10 protein-coding genes are annotated in these 17,351 nt (G+C 42.8%); 7 read left to right on the plus strand and 3 right to left on the minus strand.

Annotated elements, in window-relative coordinates; translation table 11 throughout:
- The first annotated feature begins 430 nt into the window (after positions 1-430).
- The 4 genes from CC97_RS19260 to CC97_RS17810 all read left to right on the plus strand — a co-directional run bounded on the left by CC97_RS19260 (position 431) and on the right by CC97_RS17810 (position 5,666).
- Positions 431-3,763 (plus strand): dockerin type I domain-containing protein, encoded by a 3,333-nt coding sequence (locus CC97_RS19260; RefSeq protein WP_049963021.1) that lies wholly within the window; start codon positions 431-433, stop codon positions 3,761-3,763.
- 232 nt (positions 3,764-3,995) lie between these two features.
- Positions 3,996-4,355, plus strand: a complete 360-nt coding sequence (locus CC97_RS17800; RefSeq protein WP_044976717.1) for an AAA family ATPase — start codon at positions 3,996-3,998, stop codon at positions 4,353-4,355.
- A gap of 16 nt (positions 4,356-4,371) precedes the next feature.
- The gene (locus tag CC97_RS17805) at positions 4,372-5,130 is read left to right on the plus strand and encodes an AAA family ATPase (RefSeq protein WP_197021882.1); all 759 of its coding nucleotides are present in this window, start codon (positions 4,372-4,374) and stop codon (positions 5,128-5,130) included.
- Positions 5,127-5,666, plus strand: a complete 540-nt coding sequence (locus CC97_RS17810; RefSeq protein ID WP_044976719.1) for a hypothetical protein — start codon at positions 5,127-5,129, stop codon at positions 5,664-5,666. Before CC97_RS17805 ends, CC97_RS17810 begins: the two co-directional genes overlap by 4 nt.
- 94 nt (positions 5,667-5,760) lie before the next feature.
- On the opposite strand, the gene CC97_RS17815 is transcribed toward CC97_RS17810, so the two are convergent.
- From CC97_RS17815 to CC97_RS19265, 3 genes are all read right to left on the minus strand, one after another.
- Positions 5,761-6,462 carry a hypothetical protein gene (locus CC97_RS17815; protein WP_044976720.1) on the minus strand — a complete coding sequence of 234 codons (702 nt, stop codon included), beginning with the start codon at positions 6,460-6,462 and terminating at the stop codon, positions 5,761-5,763.
- Entirely contained in the window at positions 6,452-7,861 is a 1,410-nt protein-coding gene (locus CC97_RS17820) for an AAA family ATPase (RefSeq protein ID WP_044976721.1), read from the minus strand. The genes CC97_RS17815 and CC97_RS17820 overlap by 11 nt, the downstream gene beginning before the upstream one ends.
- Positions 7,862-8,165: 304 nt before the next feature.
- Entirely contained in the window at positions 8,166-8,621 is a 456-nt protein-coding gene (locus tag CC97_RS19265; protein ID WP_049963022.1) for a transcriptional regulator, read from the minus strand.
- A 241-nt stretch (positions 8,622-8,862) separates the two neighbouring features.
- On the opposite strand from CC97_RS19265, the gene CC97_RS17830 reads away from it, so the two are divergent.
- The 3 genes from CC97_RS17830 (at position 8,863) to CC97_RS17840 (ending at position 16,892) form a co-directional block, all read left to right on the plus strand.
- Complete coding sequence (locus CC97_RS17830; protein WP_044976722.1) at positions 8,863-9,165, plus strand: nucleotidyltransferase domain-containing protein; 303 nt, start codon at positions 8,863-8,865, stop codon at positions 9,163-9,165.
- Positions 9,166-9,586: 421 nt separating this feature from the next.
- The gene (locus tag CC97_RS17835) at positions 9,587-10,624 is read left to right on the plus strand and encodes a hypothetical protein (protein WP_156036961.1); all 1,038 of its coding nucleotides are present in this window, start codon (positions 9,587-9,589) and stop codon (positions 10,622-10,624) included.
- A 1-nt stretch (position 10,625) separates the two neighbouring features.
- Positions 10,626-16,892, plus strand: a complete 6,267-nt coding sequence (locus CC97_RS17840; RefSeq protein WP_197021883.1) for an Ig-like domain-containing protein — start codon at positions 10,626-10,628, stop codon at positions 16,890-16,892.
- Positions 16,893-17,351: the final 459 nt, after the last annotated feature.

The raw sequence follows: 17,351 nt of genomic DNA on the forward strand, positions 1-17,351 counted from the left end.
AGTAACCATTTAATTAAATTTGTACTGACCTATTGTTCACATAAAATCTGAATTATAAGACGATAGTTCAGTATCGATAATATTATATGTTATTGATTTTGTATAAATAAATCTATATAATAGGTATAGATGATGGAATGGATGATAGTTTTGAGCTGTTTCCATTGAAAAGGATTGCAAAGGATTACTGATCATGATACAGACGGGGGTCTGTACGGTTTAAGCTGGTCGGTATGACTGTAATTGTAAATTTAAATGATTATTGTGTTTTGGAGGAATTGTGTAATGAATAAAGCAGCAAGATATGCAGTATGCCTGGTTGCATCGTTAATGTTAACATCAGCTGTGGCTCCTTTTAGCGGGACAGGCGTTTTTTACCGGAAACGGAACGGAAAGAGCAGTTGTATACGCTGCGGAAAGTTCGGTAAAAGTGCTTGACACAGCCGGATACGGTGAGGGAATGTATGCAACATGGTCGTCTGTATCAGGCGCATCGGGTTACAATGTTTATGTGGACGGAAACAAAATCGATGCGATGCTCATCAGACAGTATCCGGGTTACATGCGTGCAGACGCTGTAGGTATCAAGGCCGGAGGCCATACAATGAAGATCGTTCCTGTTATAAACGGAAAGGAAGATACTTCAAAGGCTGCCGAGACAAAGGCAAGTGCATATCAGCACGACAGAACAGGATTTGGATTTGTGAACGGATCAGCTTCAGGTGCGTACAACAATGACGGTACACTTAAGTCAGGTGCTGTGGTAGTGTATGTAACCGAAGCTACAAAGGACAGTGTAAAGGCAAGTATTGACTCAACGGGTAAGGGAGCAACTGAACAGGTTGGTATCCAGAACATCATCACAGCTTACAAGAAAGGCAAGGATTCAAGGCCTCTCTGTGTACGAGTTATCGGAAACATCACCGATCCGGCAAACATGCCTAAGGGCGATCTTATGATCGACACGGTAAAGGCCGGTGTTACAGTTGAAGGTATCGGAAATGACGCAGTTTTCAACGGATTCGGACTTGTAATGAAGAACTGCTCAAACGTTGAGGTAAGAAACATAGGCTTTATGAACTGCAACAGTTCTGAAGGCGATGACTGCGGACTCCAGCAGGGCAATGACCACATCTGGGTTCACAACTGTGATTTCTTCTACGGCGATGCAGGTTCAGACGCTGACCAGGCAAAGGGCGACGGCGCTCTCGATACCAAGACTTCAACTTACGTAACTCATTCATACAACCATTTCTGGGATAACGGAAAATGCAATCTCCAGGGTATGAAGAGCGAAAAAACAGAAAACTATATCACTTATCACCACAACTGGTACGATCACTCTGATTCACGTCATCCGAGAATCAGAACATGCTCGGTTCACATCTACAACAACTACTTTGACGGAAATGCAAAGTACGGTGTAGGCGTAACAATGGGTGCTTCAGCATTTGTTGAAAGCAACTACTTCAGAGCATGCAAATATCCAATGCTCAGCTCTATGCAGGGTACTGACGCCAAGGGCGAGGGAACATTCTCCGGTGAAGACGGCGGTATCATCAAGGCATTCGGCAACGTTATAAAAGATGCCGGCGGTTACATCACATACCAGCAGGACAAGTCAAGCTTTGACGCATACGAGGCAGGAAGCCGTACTGAAAAGGTACCTGCTGATGCAAAAACAGTTCAGGGTGGAACAGGATATAACAATTTTGATACATCTGCAGTAATGTACAACTGTACAATTGACAAGGCTGAGGATGTTCCTTCAGTGGTTACTGCAAAGGCAGGAAGAGTTGGAGGCGGCGACTTCAAGTGGAAGTTCGACAATTCCGTTGATGACGCAAGCTATGCGGTAAATACAGGACTCAAGTCCGCAATTACTTCATACAAGTCATCACTCATGGCTGTCGGCAGCGGATTCAAGGAGGACAATACTCCTGCGCCGACTGCTCAGCCGACAGTTCAGCCTACAGTTCAGCCGACAGCTGAAGTTTCTCCTTCACCATCGACTGAACCAACTGTTCAGCCGACAGTGCAGCCTACTGTTCAGCCTACAGTTCAGGTTTCAGCACCTCCTGTTACAGGTTCAAACGTGATCTACTGCGCACCGAACGGAAACGGTGACGGCAAGTCAAAGGAAAGTCCGGCAAACGTACTTTCAGCTATAAAGTCAGTTCCTGCAGGCGGCGTTATCTATCTTCTTGAAGGTGAATACAAGTTTACTGAAACTATAAATATTGCCAAGGACAACAGCGGTAAGGAAGGCGCTCTCAAGACCATCATGGCTTATCCGGGAGCAAAGGTAAAGTTCAACTTTACAGGACAGGCTGTTGACGCTGCAAACAGAGGTTTCGTTCTCGCAGGTTCATACTGGTACTTCTACGGATTCGAGATCACAAAGGCCGGAGACAACGGTATGCTTCTCGCCGGCAACAACAACAAGATCGAAATGATGGTATTCAACGACAACCAGGATACCGGACTTCAGATTTCACGTCTCGATTCAAATGCAGCAACCATCGACCAGTGGCCGTCAAATAACCTCGTTCTCAACTGTACTTCAAAGAACAACTGCGATGACGCTACAATGGAAAACGCAGACGGATTCGCTGCTAAGCTCACATGCGGCCAGGGCAATGTATTTGACGGATGCATGGCATACAACAACTCCGACGACGGATGGGATCTCTACGCCAAGGAAGCAACAGGTCCTATCGGCGTGGTAACAATAAAGAACAGTATTGCTTTCCGAAACGGATTTACTGAATTCGGCGAAGGCTACGGCGACTGCGACGGCAACGGCTTCAAGCTCGGCGGTGCAGGTGTCGGTTCAGCACACAAGGTCATCAACTGCCTCGCATTTGAAAACCTCCACTGCGGATTTACTGACAACAACAATCCGAAGCTCGAAAGCCTTACAAACTGTACTTCATTCAACAACAACCTTGAAGGCAAGGGCAAGCCGAACTTCTCACTCTACCGCTGTACAGATGACGGATGCGATTTCAAGAACATCATCTCAGTTTACGACGGTAATGTAAAGATCGCCGACAGCAAACTCCCTGGCGGCACAGCAAGTGACAAGTTTGTCGGAACACTTGAAAACGGCATCTACTTCAACAGTGCCTACTATCAGGTAACTTCAAAGACTAACGTTAAAAACGGTGAAAAGATCGGAACCAAGCTTTCATCAGCTCCGGGATCATCTGACTTTACAAAATACGGTAAGGCTCCTGCACAGGGAACTGACTTCCATAAGGAATGGAGAAACGCAGACGGTTCTCTCTTTACAGGCGGACTTTACGAAACAGCTTCAGGCAGCAAGTACGCTGCTCTTGGTGCTCATTTCGCAAAGAGCAATGCACAGGCAAGCATTCCTTCACCGCTTCCGACTGCAGAGGTATCTTCTTCACCTGAACCGACAAAGGAAACATCTCCTTCACCAGTACCGACAACAGAAGTTTCACCTTCACCGGTACCTACAGCAGAAGTATCTCCGTCACCGGTTCCGACAGAATCAGCTGCACCAACAGAGACTCCTGCAGTTAAATTCGCATACGGCGATCTCGATGACAACGGTGTGGTAGATATCACAGACCTTTCGATCCTCTCGATCCACTTTGTTGACAAGACACCTTTCACAAAGGCTCAGGAGCTTGCTTCCGACGTAACAGGCGACAGCGAACTCAATCTCGCCGACCTCGCACATCTCAGACAGTATGTTTCAAAGGTGATCGACTGGCTCGGCAAACAGAAATAAGCATTTTCAATTCATAATATAAAATTTGATTCTCTTCTCTAAGCATAAAATACCGGCGCCTCCGGAATGTACAACCAGTGCATTCCGGAGGCGTTTTTTCGGTATACCTTCGGCATGCTATAGAACAACCGGGAGCATCCGTAGGATGCTTCCGGTTTGGTCGTTTTATTTAACCCACTTGATTATTTCATGATTTTATGCTATTCTAATTAAATAGGTAGGAGGCGAGATAATGAAGTTACTTCGTATTACAGCAAAGAATTTCAGAAACTGCAGAGATGATTTTTCTATTGACTTTGTTTCCAAAGCTGACAAGTCAGATGAAGATATGGTTTATGAATTACAGGAAATTGCACCTGGACTTTATACCTTTAACAATATGGCTTTCGTTGGTAAAAACGCTTCCGGAAAAACAACTGCTATAGAACTGATTGCTTCATGCTACCGCATTTTAGATGAATTTCAAATCTCAGATAACAATTATTTTAACAACAATGAAGAACTAGAAATCTTTTTCTTTCACGAAGGAAGTATTTATAAATATACAACTAAATTACTAGTCAAAAGTATCCGTCCGGATGTGTTTTTTTGAAAATGAACATATCTATATGAAAAAATATAATAAAAGAAAAGCCGGCAGCATTTTTGAAAACAGCGATTTTAAAGAAATGAATATAGAAAAGCAGCTGCCTCCTAATATATCTATCCTTTATTATATTTTAGAAAACATCAGCAATAACTGCATTTATTGTTCTGTAGATCTCACAGACAGCAAAACTGACTTTTATAAATTCAGTTTTGCTTTGATTGATGAATATAGGATCTCACTAGATGTATTCAATTGTATTTTAAAGCTGTTCGATAATAATGTTAAAAATCTCGAAAGACAGGAAAACGGCAATTACCTGCTTAACTATAAAGGCGCTCCGCTTGAAATGTCTTCGTCTCAGCTTAAAAGCTTTCTCTCCAGCGGTACTACAAAAGGCATTGAAACATATATCGCCATGGCAGTTGCCTTAAGCAACGGGATAAGCCTTATAATAGACGAAATAGAAGATCATTTTCATAAAACACTTGTTGAAAATATGATATCACTATTCAAGGAACCGCTGATCAATAAAAAGCATGCTACTTTAATTTTCACTACTCATTACTGTGAGTTGCTCGATCTGTTCAATCGTAAGGATAATATATGGATAACTAAATCTGATGAACAGGTTTATATCGAAAACATGTATGAAAACTACAATGATATTTCCAGTGGTCTTAAGAGCAGACAGTTTTATAACAACGTCTTCGACACAGCCGTAAACTATGATGATCTTATGGCATTAAAAAAAGCTCTTAAAAGAGGTGCTTCAAAATGAAGTACCTGATTATGTGCGAAGGGCCAAATGAACTGGCAATCATGAATATTCTTTTAGAGAATGACCTTCTCGTTTATACTGAAGACGATCTCCTCGGAGCTGTACCTTATTTTGCAAGACAGATTGACAGTTCTCCGGTAGTACACAGCGCTTTAACCGAATATCCGTATAATGATGTAGCAATAATCCGTGTCGGCGATAAACAAACCGAGGAGTTACGAATTCCGGAGTATTTCAGGGAAAAGATTTCAGGCGGCATTTGTAAATACTGCAACTTACCGGAACTGGAAGTCCTGCTTATCATCTCCGAAGGTTTATGGAATGAATATATAAAAGTCAAGTCAAAAGAAAAGCCAAAACAATTCGCTAAAAAGAACATCAAATTCAATCGCCAAAAATATGATAACAGTTCTTCGTTTTATTACAGCTACTATGGCGATTCACCGAAAAAGCTTGTGGCTGCTATAAAAGAATATAAGCAAAAGCATAGCTCGCATAAAAAAGATGAGTTATACCTTGCCGATCTGCTAAAATAAAACCTATATAAATGATCAAACCGGAAACATCCTACGGATGCTTCCGGTTTATTAATCAGCTGCCAAAGGCAGCTCACCATTAATAAAACTAAAATCATACGTCGCCATCAGTTATGTCATCGCTAAAGCACAAGCCAAGATTAGTATGACGTTCAAGCGAATGCAGTCCTTGTTGAATATACGCCCAGGAATCCTTATATCCTGTCATAACTGAAAAATCTGATTCAGAGATAAATTTTACAAAATCATCTGGTGATAATCTGTATTTCATTGCAAAATCAAATGAATCATTTTCTTTATCCTCATCACTGCTATTCAGTTTGTTATAAAGAACATGATCAAGATTGCAGGACATATAGAAAAGACGGTATGGAATGTCCCAGACTTTGTTACGACTGCAAAGCACCTGCATATGTCTGCTCTTGGTTTCATTTCTTTTTTCGATCCTTTTCTTATACTTTGTTCTTATTTCCGTTTCAGAATAGAATACTTCTTCCTTCTGCTCATCTTCAATAATACTGTCATTCGGTATAAAAGTCCCGTCTGTATCTGCAATGTGTATGATCTCTTTGAAATCACTCTTTTTAAAGTGTTTTGAATTAGCATAACTTTTAACTACATCACCAATACTGCTTACTATTGTTTTATTTCCAGCCATTGATTGTGTTGTGATGTCACCAAACATGATATGTACATATACTGATGAGGAATCAAACACTTTCGAAAGAACAGCACCAAGAGCCACTTCATCCGATGGACCTTCTACGATTATAAATACTATTTTTTTACGAGCCACGAACTACACCAGCCTCTCTGAATGCCAATGCAATTTCAAAATTGTTCGTAGGGCTGTAGACTTCTTCGTCCTGCTCTCCCAGTTCAATGTCACGATAATAAAAATCTCTAAGATTGTTATTGGTCTTGACATTGCTGAAGCGAATATATCTTCTGTCAGGGTTAGTTGTTGTAAAAGCTATGAACCTCTTGTCAATTGTTTCGAGAGGCCTGAGATTGTGGGAAGTGAAGATCAGCTGTCCTTTTCCCTGCTCAGATATAATATGAAGTAATTCACCAAGCAGATATTCAAAAATTCCGGAATCCAGTTCATCGATGGCAACCGTAATCGACGATTGATTATACACTACGATAAGAAGCTGGAGTACTGACACGATTTTCTTAATTCCTTCAGATTCATATTTTAACGGAATAACTTTGCTGTTCTTGTGGGAAACAAGCTGAACCTTGCATCCGGTTTCACCGTTCCGTAAAAGCTCAGTTCCCAGTTCTTCCATACCAATAGTAAGTCCTGGTACCATTTGTACAAGCACAATATTCATACGATCTACAACCGTCCTGACAATGTCAAGAGCGTCCTGCGGGATCAAAGAAGGCTCATTCAGATTGATCAGTACACTTCCAAGACTGATTTTACCGTTTTCTTCAACTTTAAAATTGAGCGGGATAGTGTTCAGACTGAGCATTCCGGATTTCTGTGTATCTATAATGAAAAGTTCTGTATTACCGTACTTCGTTAGAAGATTAAACAGCTCAACGTGAAAAACATCCTCACAATTCTTACGAACAGTATTCAGTAATCCCGGTGAAAAAAGAAAAGAACGTGATGAAGTATAGGCTATTTTCTTTGCTACAAGAAGATCGGTAAATAGTTTTTTGTCTTTTCCAATCAGTACTTCCATTTTTGTAACAGGTGAAAGTAATCCGTCTGCTCCTGTATTAGCAAGAGTTTGCATTCTGACCTGATTATCAGTATTCTGATATCCATAAGAAAGCACTTCATTAAAGAGCACGGTCTTATATTTTTGGCCCTGTATATCATAGTCAGCATTCTGATCAGATTCATCCAGTTCCTTTTTCAGGCAAAGTTCATACTGTGCATTATATGTTGTCTTAAGTGATTCGCTCCATATTTTGAAACGAAATATCAGTTTGGATGAATCACAGTCGACATTGACAAAATCACCGTAAAAGTCAGGCAGAGCTTTGCCGGTTAGGGCGTATTTCAGTACCGACAGTGCGTCTATTAAAGCGGTCTTTCCGGAACCATTCTGACCATATAAACCGAGTACACTTGATTTGTACGACTTTCTTGTATTATCGAGATTTAGCACTCCATGCTTTACATTCTTAAAATTACAGATCTCTATTTCTGAAATTCTGATAACAGACCCCTGCATAGCTTCGACCTCCCGAAACGTAAAATGGTTTTATTCTCAACTTAATTATATCATACGGCATCGAATACGTCAACTTGTTTCAGAAAATCGGTACAAAATGTTTCGAAAATCGGATTAGTCAGCAAGCTTGGTGTGATCTGGATTTTTGGATTTAAAAAGAACGAAACTATCTTACAGAATAAAAGGTATGCCTTCGGCATGCTATAGAACAACCGGAAGCATCCTTCGGACGCTCCCGGTTAATATTTTATATGGTGATTTTTTTACAGATAGATGATACTTCATCCATTATCCTACACATTACTTAATGCCCCCCATCGGCATTTTTGAATTTATCCATTAATTTATTTCGTACTTCTTCAAGAGAATATCCGGGAGTACCGGCAAGTCGTTCTTTTTCAGCTAGATCAAGACGTGACTTTAAAAGAATCAGTTCGTCTTGCCATTCTAACTTTGAAATTTTGTCATAGTCATCACTGATTATGGTTGCTTTTTCATACACTAATAATTCAGCTTCATATTTTGCTTGGAGATTGAGCCAAAATGATTTTGGGATTTCAAGAGCGTATTCCAATGCTGTTGCAAATTCACTGGAAATATCTGCACGCCCTGCTATAACGCAGTCTATAAAAGCAGGACTGAAACCTGTTCTTACAGCCAGTTCCGATTTAGTCATATTTCTTGCTTCAAGAACGTCAGCTATTGTTTCTCCCGGATGATTTATTAAATCACGGGATATATCAGTTTTCTCTACTGCCATGATAATACTCCTTTTAGTTCTTAAAAAAGCATCATTTCGTTTCAACTCATACTACTGACAACAATTGTTCGAACAGTAGTATTGTCTTTGACCGATATTACATTGTATCATTTGATTAATGGTTTGTCAATGGGAAAAAAATATATTTTAATCTCATTTCTTTGACAGTTTGAGGACCTCATGGTATTATATTATTGTAATATTATCGTGAAAATCCGCTTAATAAAGACAGGGGCATCATATGAATAATCAGATATTAACGATTGAGGAAATAACTCGTATTATAAAACCACTTGCTGAAAAGTATCACATCAGCGAGGTGTATATTTTCGGTTCATATGCAAGAGGCGAAGCAGACGGTGAGAGTGATGTAGATATTCTTGTAAATGGCGGTGCGGATTTCAATAAGAGACATATCTTTTCTTTTGGAAGTGAGCTTAGTGCAGCGTTGTGCAAACCTGTTGATGCATATGAGATGTGTGAGATCAAAACGGAAAGTAGTTTTTATGAATCAATAATGAAAGAACGAGTGAAAGTGGTATGAAATGTTCCGAGAACCTGGATGAAAAGGTATGCCTTCGGCATGCTATAGAACAACCGGAATCATTATTCGGACGCTCCAGGTTAATTTTTTGTACCCTGTGAAATATATTCTGACACCGCCACTTATCAAAAATTGCTGTCGGAACGAGATTGAAATCCGATGATATATCAGGGATAAATGCAAGAATAATCCAAAAATCTGCCGTTTACCCGATATAAGTTACCGTTCACCCAAAAACTATTGATTATTTGACGGAGTTATGGTAAGATGTTTATTTGGCGAAGTTTGTTTTCAGGGCTTCATTTATTGCGATTTGGTAATGAACGGGTTTTGATAAACTGCAGGTAAAGGCCGCTGTATCGTCCGATACGGAGTTTTTACCGGCCGGGGGATGAATGGGAAAAAGAGAAAGGGAAAAAGAATGAATAAATACAGAATAACTGCAGGGGTGGCGGCTTTACTTATGGGTATGGCATCTCCTGCAGCTTTTTTTGATGCAGATACGGTTTCGTGTGAAAAGGTGTACGATGTGCGGCTTTCAGCAGAAACTGTGGAGATCGATATTAATGATATACCGGAGAACCGTGAGGTTTTGGTGGGAATCAATATTGATAACAATCCTGGCTTTATTGGTATGGCTTTCTGGATTGAAAAAGACAGTAGACTGTCTTGTGATGATATACGTCCGTTTGAACTTAATGGGTTATTTGGTTTTAATCATTGCTTCTTTGGCAGCGGAAATGTTCTTGAAACATCAATTATACCTAACTGCTATAGTGATAACGGTGAATTATATTCTGGTAACGGACAGCTTTTTAGATTTATACTTAAATTGCCGTCTGATCTTAATCCAGGTGACTTCTTCGAAATTAAGCCGTTAATTAGGTATGATGGTGATGGCAGAATGAATCAGGCTTACTTTGGACGTGAGAACTCATTTGATTCTGTTTTTAAAGTAGATAATTTCGCTGAACCCGTATCCGGCGGAATACGAATTACCGGTCAGAAAAATGAACCAGAACCGTCAAAAGAGCCGGAACCTGAGCCGTCACCTTCACCGTCACCGGAACAGAAACCTTCAGAGCAGCCTTCAGCAAATAATAATGATCAGCCTTCATCAGGTAATAACTCTGAAAACAAGCAGGAAACTCAGGCTGTGACAGCGGCAACTTCAGAAAGTGTAACTTCCGAATCAGTTTCTGAAAGTACGAGCGTTAGTGAAACATCCGGTGTTACAACTGTTTCAGAAAGTTCTGCTGTTACGACATCAGTTTCAGAGACAGAGGTAACTGACGAAACTGCTGCAGTATCAGAAACAACAGTAACTGAGCCGGTTACGGAAGAAAATAAGGGGAAAGGTTCAAAACTTCCATTCGCAATAGGCGGAATTGCAGTGATTTTAGCTGGTGCTGCAGCATATGCAGCCGGCAGAAAGAATAAGAAAAATAAGGAGAATTAAGGTGGCAGAAAAAAGACATCTTTTAAGAAGAACAGCTGCATTTATTACTGCTCTTGTTTTCATGGGCAGAGTAGCTCCGGCGGGAGTTATTATAGCAGAAGAAATCGCATCTTCTGAAATGCCGGTTACATCTGTTGTCAATACAGAGACAGAGTCTGCAGGCACAGATGCACCTGTGTCAGCTGTACAGACAGATATATTTACTCAGGCAGGGTCGGTAAGTCAGGATACTCAGGCAGATACTGCAGGAAGTCTTCCTGATGAAACAGTATATTCAGTTCAGAAGACGACTGGAAATGCTCCGGTTCCTGAAACGGTCGAAGCAGGAAGCGTGATAATTACCTCAGCATCTCTTTCGGAAACTGAGGCTCAGATCACCGGACCTGCGAACAGGCGAAATATTAAGATACGTATTAAGATAAACGGTTCATCAGCATATCGTCCTTCGCTCATACTGGAAAAATTATTTTACCAGGTAAAGCTTCTGAATTTCACGACAACCATCATGAATGTTCAGGATACTGCTGTCATTGAAGCAGAGGTTCTCGGCGAAGTTGACATGGAAGATCAGCTCTGGGAAAAGGAAAAGTACAAGAGCGGTGATCAGGTGATGTTTGATGCCGGTCTGCTTCATTATGAACTCGAAAAACTCGATAGCCATGGCAATATATGTGATATCGAACTTAAGGAATATTACGATGTAAGCGGTATATCAGGAGAGAATGCGAAGATAACACCGTATAATGATGCTGATAATGGAAAGCAGCTGCTTCCTCACGGTACAAAGATGAAGTTTGAAGCAGTGAATGGCTTTAAGCTTAACGGCAGTGTACCGTTCATACTTGAAGGCAATACAACAAGCGGTGTGTATGCAGTTGGCGGAAGGTATTATCTTATCGTAAAAAGCGGAGAGAATGAAACCAGTGCGGAAGTATCCAAAACAGTTTACCAGATAAGTACACCTGCTGTTGCCGGTCTTAAGGCTGATATAAACGGTACCGGTGCCGGCAGTTTTACAGGACGCTGGAAAGACGGCGGCGAGATCACTATTCATTATCAGGCTGAAGAATTCTATAACAGTAAGATATTTGCAGCGTCAATAGTTGACACTGCGACTGGTAAGAAGTTTCCTATGACTGTTACCGGCGACGGAAAGGATGTTACGGCAAAGCTTAAAGTTTCCGGGCTTGGTAATGAGTATACAGACGGTAAAAAGTTCAGCGTGGAGATAAAGGTTATTCCGGATGCTGTAAAGATAAATGCTCTTGTAAGTGACGGCGGAAGTGAAAAGCCGTACAGGGAGTGTGAATTCGAAACTGCAGTAAGTGATGATCAGAAAACCATGCTTATTGATCCTATTCTTTATGTGAATGGTGTAGCTGCGTATATTATTGATTCGTATGAAGCTAATGGTAAAACCGAAGCCGTTGATGCTAAGGATATCTTTGATAACAACAGATTTTACGAGCCTGTAATGGCGCCATATGATTCGAATGGGTGCGTTCATTATAAGAAAATCGTTATTGACAGCGACAAAAATTATGGGGTTAGCTCTAATTGTATAAAACAAGGAAATAAAAATGTATATTCTATAATGAATGCATTTTATATGGCACTTATGGATATTAAGGCACAAGATGGGATAAACTTTACTGTTCTGTACACTAGAATTCAAAATGATAAAGAACCATATCAGGACACTTTTTCAAATAATAGTAGTTGTAGATTCAATTTATTAAATGATTTTGATCAGGAATTAAATGCAGTTCACATCACCTCCATCCTCTACTACGACAACAATGAATTCCACAACATGCTCACCGACCCTATCTACTACTACGTAGACAAGCATGCACCGGAATTAAGTATGGCGGATGAGATGGGTAAGGAATTTTCCGGGGAGCTCTGGGCTAAGGATGAGTATGAATTTGTGATTCGTACTGATGATGCGGAGTATTTCAAGGAAGATCCTGCTGCGGGTGAAGAAGTAAATGAGGTTTACAGGAATATAAGCGGGTCCTCTTCTCCTGTTACTGAGATCAGGGTCGGCGGTAGCGTTTTAAAGAAGAAGGACGGTAAGTGGACTGAGACAAAGGGTGCTGAGGATCAGCCTTATTCTGTGTCTGTTGTACAGACGGATGAGAACAGATTCAGGGTCAGAGTACGTCTTGATTCTGATGACAGATCTGTCGAAAAGGAGCTTCCTGTGAGCGTGGCGGACAGCTGCGGGAACAGGAGTGCGGAAAAGTCACTTAAGATCAGATATGAAAGAGTTGCGCCTGAGGTAACTTCGCTGAAACTTGAAAATGCGGTTGTGTATGATCATCCTGTTACGGGAAAGACTGCAGGTGTCGGCCTTGCAGCGCGCGGTACGCATCCTGACAAGGCATACCTTGAGGTTGAGGTGAAGGAAGATGGTTCCGGTCCGGAGACGGTCGTTCTTGAAAGTAAGACTGTACTCGGCGGCATTAAGATCTTTTCAGTGAAATCCCTTATGGATGCCCCTGAGAGCAGATTTGAAAAGAAGGACGGTGTGTACAGGTTCCGCATACCTGTGCCTGCTTCTGCAAATGCGTCCACGGATATATCTGTAAGCGTTGAGGACTTTGCGGGCAACAGCGGAACTTATGTGTACAACGGCGGTGATGCTCCTCTTGCAGAAAACGAAAAGGGTGCAGTAGTCGTGTTCGATGCGACTGCTCCGTCTGCGGATCTTTCAGTTTCGGGTACACCGGACTACACAGATCCGAAGCAGAGAAAATGGTATGCTGAAATACCTGAGTTTACGGTAAAGGCCGGAGATGAAAAGGCTGAAGTCGAATCAGGACTCCGTTTTCTTGATCTGGATGTAAACGGAAAAACTTTCAGGACTGAAGATCTTTCCGGCAGAGATATCAGTGAATTCGTTATTGAAGGCGAAATGAACGGGAACGTGACCGACATCTATCTTAAGGCTTTCTCATCCGACAGCAGCGAAAGAGTAAAGATTGCTTCAGCGGACCTTGCAGTAACGGACGGTGAGCTCAGGGTAACTGCGAAGGCAGTTGACGGTGCCGGAAATGAAAGTGAGGCTGTCTCATCAGCAGTTTATATAGATGCTGACACGCCGCAGTCTGACAAGGTATTTTACCTTGAAAGCGAGAATGACAACTACCGTTCGTTCGGTACTTTCCTTAACCACAGTGCATCGGTTACAGTTGACGTAAAGGAGCCGGAAGGACGTCCTTCTTCGGGCCTTAAGAGTGCTGAACTCTTCTTCGGCGGAAAGACGTACAGGTACACATTTGCATCGGAGAAATCTTCAAAGGCGGTGTTCATGATACCGTTTGACAACTCCGTACCGAACGCATTCAGCGGAAGTGCGTCAGTCAGGGTAACAGACAACGCGGGAAATACATTTACGTCTGAAAAACTTCTGTCACCTTCGGGCAGCAGTGATATTGTTTTTGAAAACATTCCTCCGGCAGCAGGAGAGATCACTCCGGCAGTAAAAGCCAAGTATACCGTGTATACCGGCGGTGAAAAGACTGAGTGGTTCGACTCTGACACAGCGTTTACGATGACTGTGGATGACAGTGCAGACGGAAAGAGCTATTCGGGACTTAAAAAGACTGAAATAAGCATCAATGGTAAGTATGTGGTAACTGATGACCTCAGAAACGAAAAGAAAGTCACACCTGAAAAGGAATACCGTTTCAGCACAGCTGATATAAATGACGAAAAAAGCGAGTCATACATTATCGCTGTACACACCGAGGACAATGCAGGAAACAGGGCGGATACCACCAAAACAGTAAGCGTTGACAGAACTGTTCCGGTCATAAAGGACATTGAGATCGACGGTGCAGGATCAGTTCCTTCCGTTCTTTCAAAGGGCGTTCTGGTGGCACCTTTCGGATATTTCTTCCGTGACAGTGTAAAGCTTAACGTTTACGCTGTGGATGAAAACGTAAGCTCCGGACTCGGATCGATCGAACTTGATTTCTACGATCCGTACGGAACAAGACTTGAACGTGTCAGCGTATCGGGACAGAATCTTAAATTGGAAAACGGAGTCTACAGTGCGGAATTCACCGTGCCGGAAGGCTTCAGGGGATATATCACCGCAGGTGCTGAGGACAATGTCGGTCATGAGTCGGAACTGTACAGACCGGAGGGTTTCATAACAGAAAACGAGGAGCGCCACAGTGCCACGTCTTCATTAAGCATCACTCTTCCGGATACTGAGCATCGCGACAGAAACGGCCTTTCGCTGTACAGCAGCGATATAAACGCAGTGATAAATGCGGAGGACAGCTTCTCAGGTATTCGTTCATTTGAATGGCACACCGATGAATACGGTGCTGACAAGTGGAAAAGCATAAACGTTCAGAAAGACGGTGAGATCACCGGAGACGAGCTGAATGATATGAACGTCACAAAGAAGGAGAGCAACCTTGTTCTCGCCTTCGACGGACGCACACAGCTTTCGCAGGATAAAAACTCAGGAAAGTTCCGCGTGAAGATGACCGACAATACCGGCCACGGATCGGAGACTGAAAAGGACTTCAGCATCGACAAGAAGGCTCCTGTGGTTTCCGTAAGCTTTGAAAATACGGAATCAGATGCGGATTCAGGCATCTACAGTGCGTCAAGAACAGCCGTTGTAAGCGTAAACGAGCGAAACTTCGATCCTGAAAGGATAAGCGTTACAGCTGACGGAAACGAAAGCGGAGTAAGCTTCGGAAACTGGTCTCTTGCGTCTGGTGCCGAGGGAACTGACAGTGCGGTTTACCGTATGCCGGTCACTTTCTCAGGTGACGGTTCCTACACGCTTAAGGCGGAAGGCACGGACATGTGCGACAACAAGTCCGAAACCTACACGTCAGAAAACTTCGTTATCGACAGGACAGCTCCGGTAATGGAAGTAAGCTCATCCGGCGCTGAACTCGTAAACGGAAAGTACTACGCCGGCGCAAGGAATCTTACAGTTACAATAACAGAGCATAATTTCGACGTTTCAAGAATAAAGATAAACGGTACGAAAAACGGCAGTGCAGCTGGGTTCCCGGAAGCAAAGTTCAGTACTTCAGGTGATGTTCACACTGCAGTTCTTGAATTTGCAGATGACGGCGACTACACGGTAAGCATTGAAGGTATGGATGCTGCGGGTAACCCCTTCGAGGGATATTCCGACAGCTTTACGGTGGATGCATCTGCTCCTGAGATAAGCTTCGAGGGCGCAGCCGACAAGTCTGCCAACAGGGATGAAGTTACACTGGATGCATTTATACACGATGCAAATATCAGTGAAAAGAATATCACGGTATCTCTCATCGGTTCAAAGCGCGGTGATCTGTCAGCCACAGCAGGAGTGCTCGCTCCGGATGAGGAAGGATATCACTTCACATTTACAGATTTCCCGGAGGAACAGAGCATTGATGATATCTACACAGCATCCGTTACAGCAACCGATGCAGCCGGTAACGTAAGTGAGAAAACAATTACTTTCTCGGTGAACAGATTCGGCTCGAACTACTATTTCGACAAGGCGTCGCTTGCGGCAGCGGGAAAATATATTAAGGAACCTATCGACATCATCCTCCACGAGATCAACGTTGACCCGCTTGACATGGAAAAGACCATGGTAAATGTCATGAGGGACGGAAACGTGAAGACTCTTGAAAAAGACAGGGACTACACGCTTGAAGTCACAGGCGGTGACGGAAGCTGGTGTGAGTACTGCTACGACATCAAGGCGTCAAATTTCCACGACGATGCCGCTTACCATGTAGTAGTTATGACAGAGGATGCAGCCGGAAACCAGAACGCCAACTTTATGGACGGCAAGAAGGCTGAATTCAAATTCGGTGTTGACGGAACGCCTCCTAAATGCATTCCGATAAACATCGAAAACGGATGCGCAATGCGTGCCGACAGGGTGAAGGTAGACCTTGTATGCGAGGACAACATCCTGCTCGATAACCTTGACGTATTCGTAAACGACGTGCATGCTGAGGAAAAATACGAAAGAGGAAGCACGAAGTATTCCTTTACTCTTCTCAGCTCCGACGAGCCGCAGACAGTAAAGATCAATCTTACTGACGTTGCCGGAAACGAGACGAACATGGTCATCGACAACATACTCATTTCAACAAGCTACCTGAAGGTAGCACTGCGTTCACCATGGCTGAAAGCAGCAGCCGGCCTGCTCGCCATCGGCGGCGGTGCCTGCGGTGTGATGAAGTACAGAAAGAAAAAAGAAAGAAAAGCCCGCTACGGCGGCTAAAAGGTATGCCTTCGGCATGCTATAGAAAAACCGGACACCTTTACAGGCGTCCGGTTTGTTCATTGTGCGCTCGGCAGCGCACGTTTCTAAAGGGTGAAAGTCCCTAATCCGCCCGACAGTGGGAAGGATACAGCCAAAGTCAAGGGTGTCCATCGTGAGGTGGAATCTGAAGGAAGACGGCGGCAAAACTCTGGTCTGACGAACAGAAATCACATATAGGCTATGAATGAGGGCAAGACTGCAATGCAAGTCAAAGCCCAATAACTGTACGGAATCAAACATAGTAAATGTGGCAGATATATGGAGCGAAAGAAACGTGTGATACCCGAGGAGGTCTTACCAGTGGGCGGAAACAGAGTAAGAAACCCATAGTAACAACGAATGGTAAGAAGTCAGCAGAGGTCATATGTACTGCGGTAGTTGCAAATACCGTGGGAAGGACTGAACTTTAGGAGGTGT

The sequence above is a fragment of the Ruminococcus sp. HUN007 genome (genome assembly GCF_000712055.1).
Taxonomy (GTDB): Bacteria; Bacillota; Clostridia; order Oscillospirales; family Ruminococcaceae; genus HUN007.

Excerpts from the sequence above, each read along its gene's own strand:
- CC97_RS19265 (WP_049963022.1), bottom strand. The coding sequence starts at position 8,621 with ATGGCAGTAGAGAAAACTGATATATCCCGTGATTTAATAAATCATCCG.
- CC97_RS17830 (WP_044976722.1), top strand. The coding sequence starts at position 8,863 with ATGAATAATCAGATATTAACGATTGAGGAAATAACTCGTATTATAAAA.
- CC97_RS17800 (WP_044976717.1), top strand. The coding sequence starts at position 3,996 with ATGAAGTTACTTCGTATTACAGCAAAGAATTTCAGAAACTGCAGAGAT.
- CC97_RS17835 (WP_156036961.1), top strand. The coding sequence starts at position 9,587 with ATGAATAAATACAGAATAACTGCAGGGGTGGCGGCTTTACTTATGGGT.
- CC97_RS17805 (WP_197021882.1), top strand. The coding sequence starts at position 4,372 with ATGAAAAAATATAATAAAAGAAAAGCCGGCAGCATTTTTGAAAACAGC.
- CC97_RS17820 (WP_044976721.1), bottom strand. The coding sequence starts at position 7,861 with ATGCAGGGGTCTGTTATCAGAATTTCAGAAATAGAGATCTGTAATTTT.
- CC97_RS17810 (WP_044976719.1), top strand. The coding sequence starts at position 5,127 with ATGAAGTACCTGATTATGTGCGAAGGGCCAAATGAACTGGCAATCATG.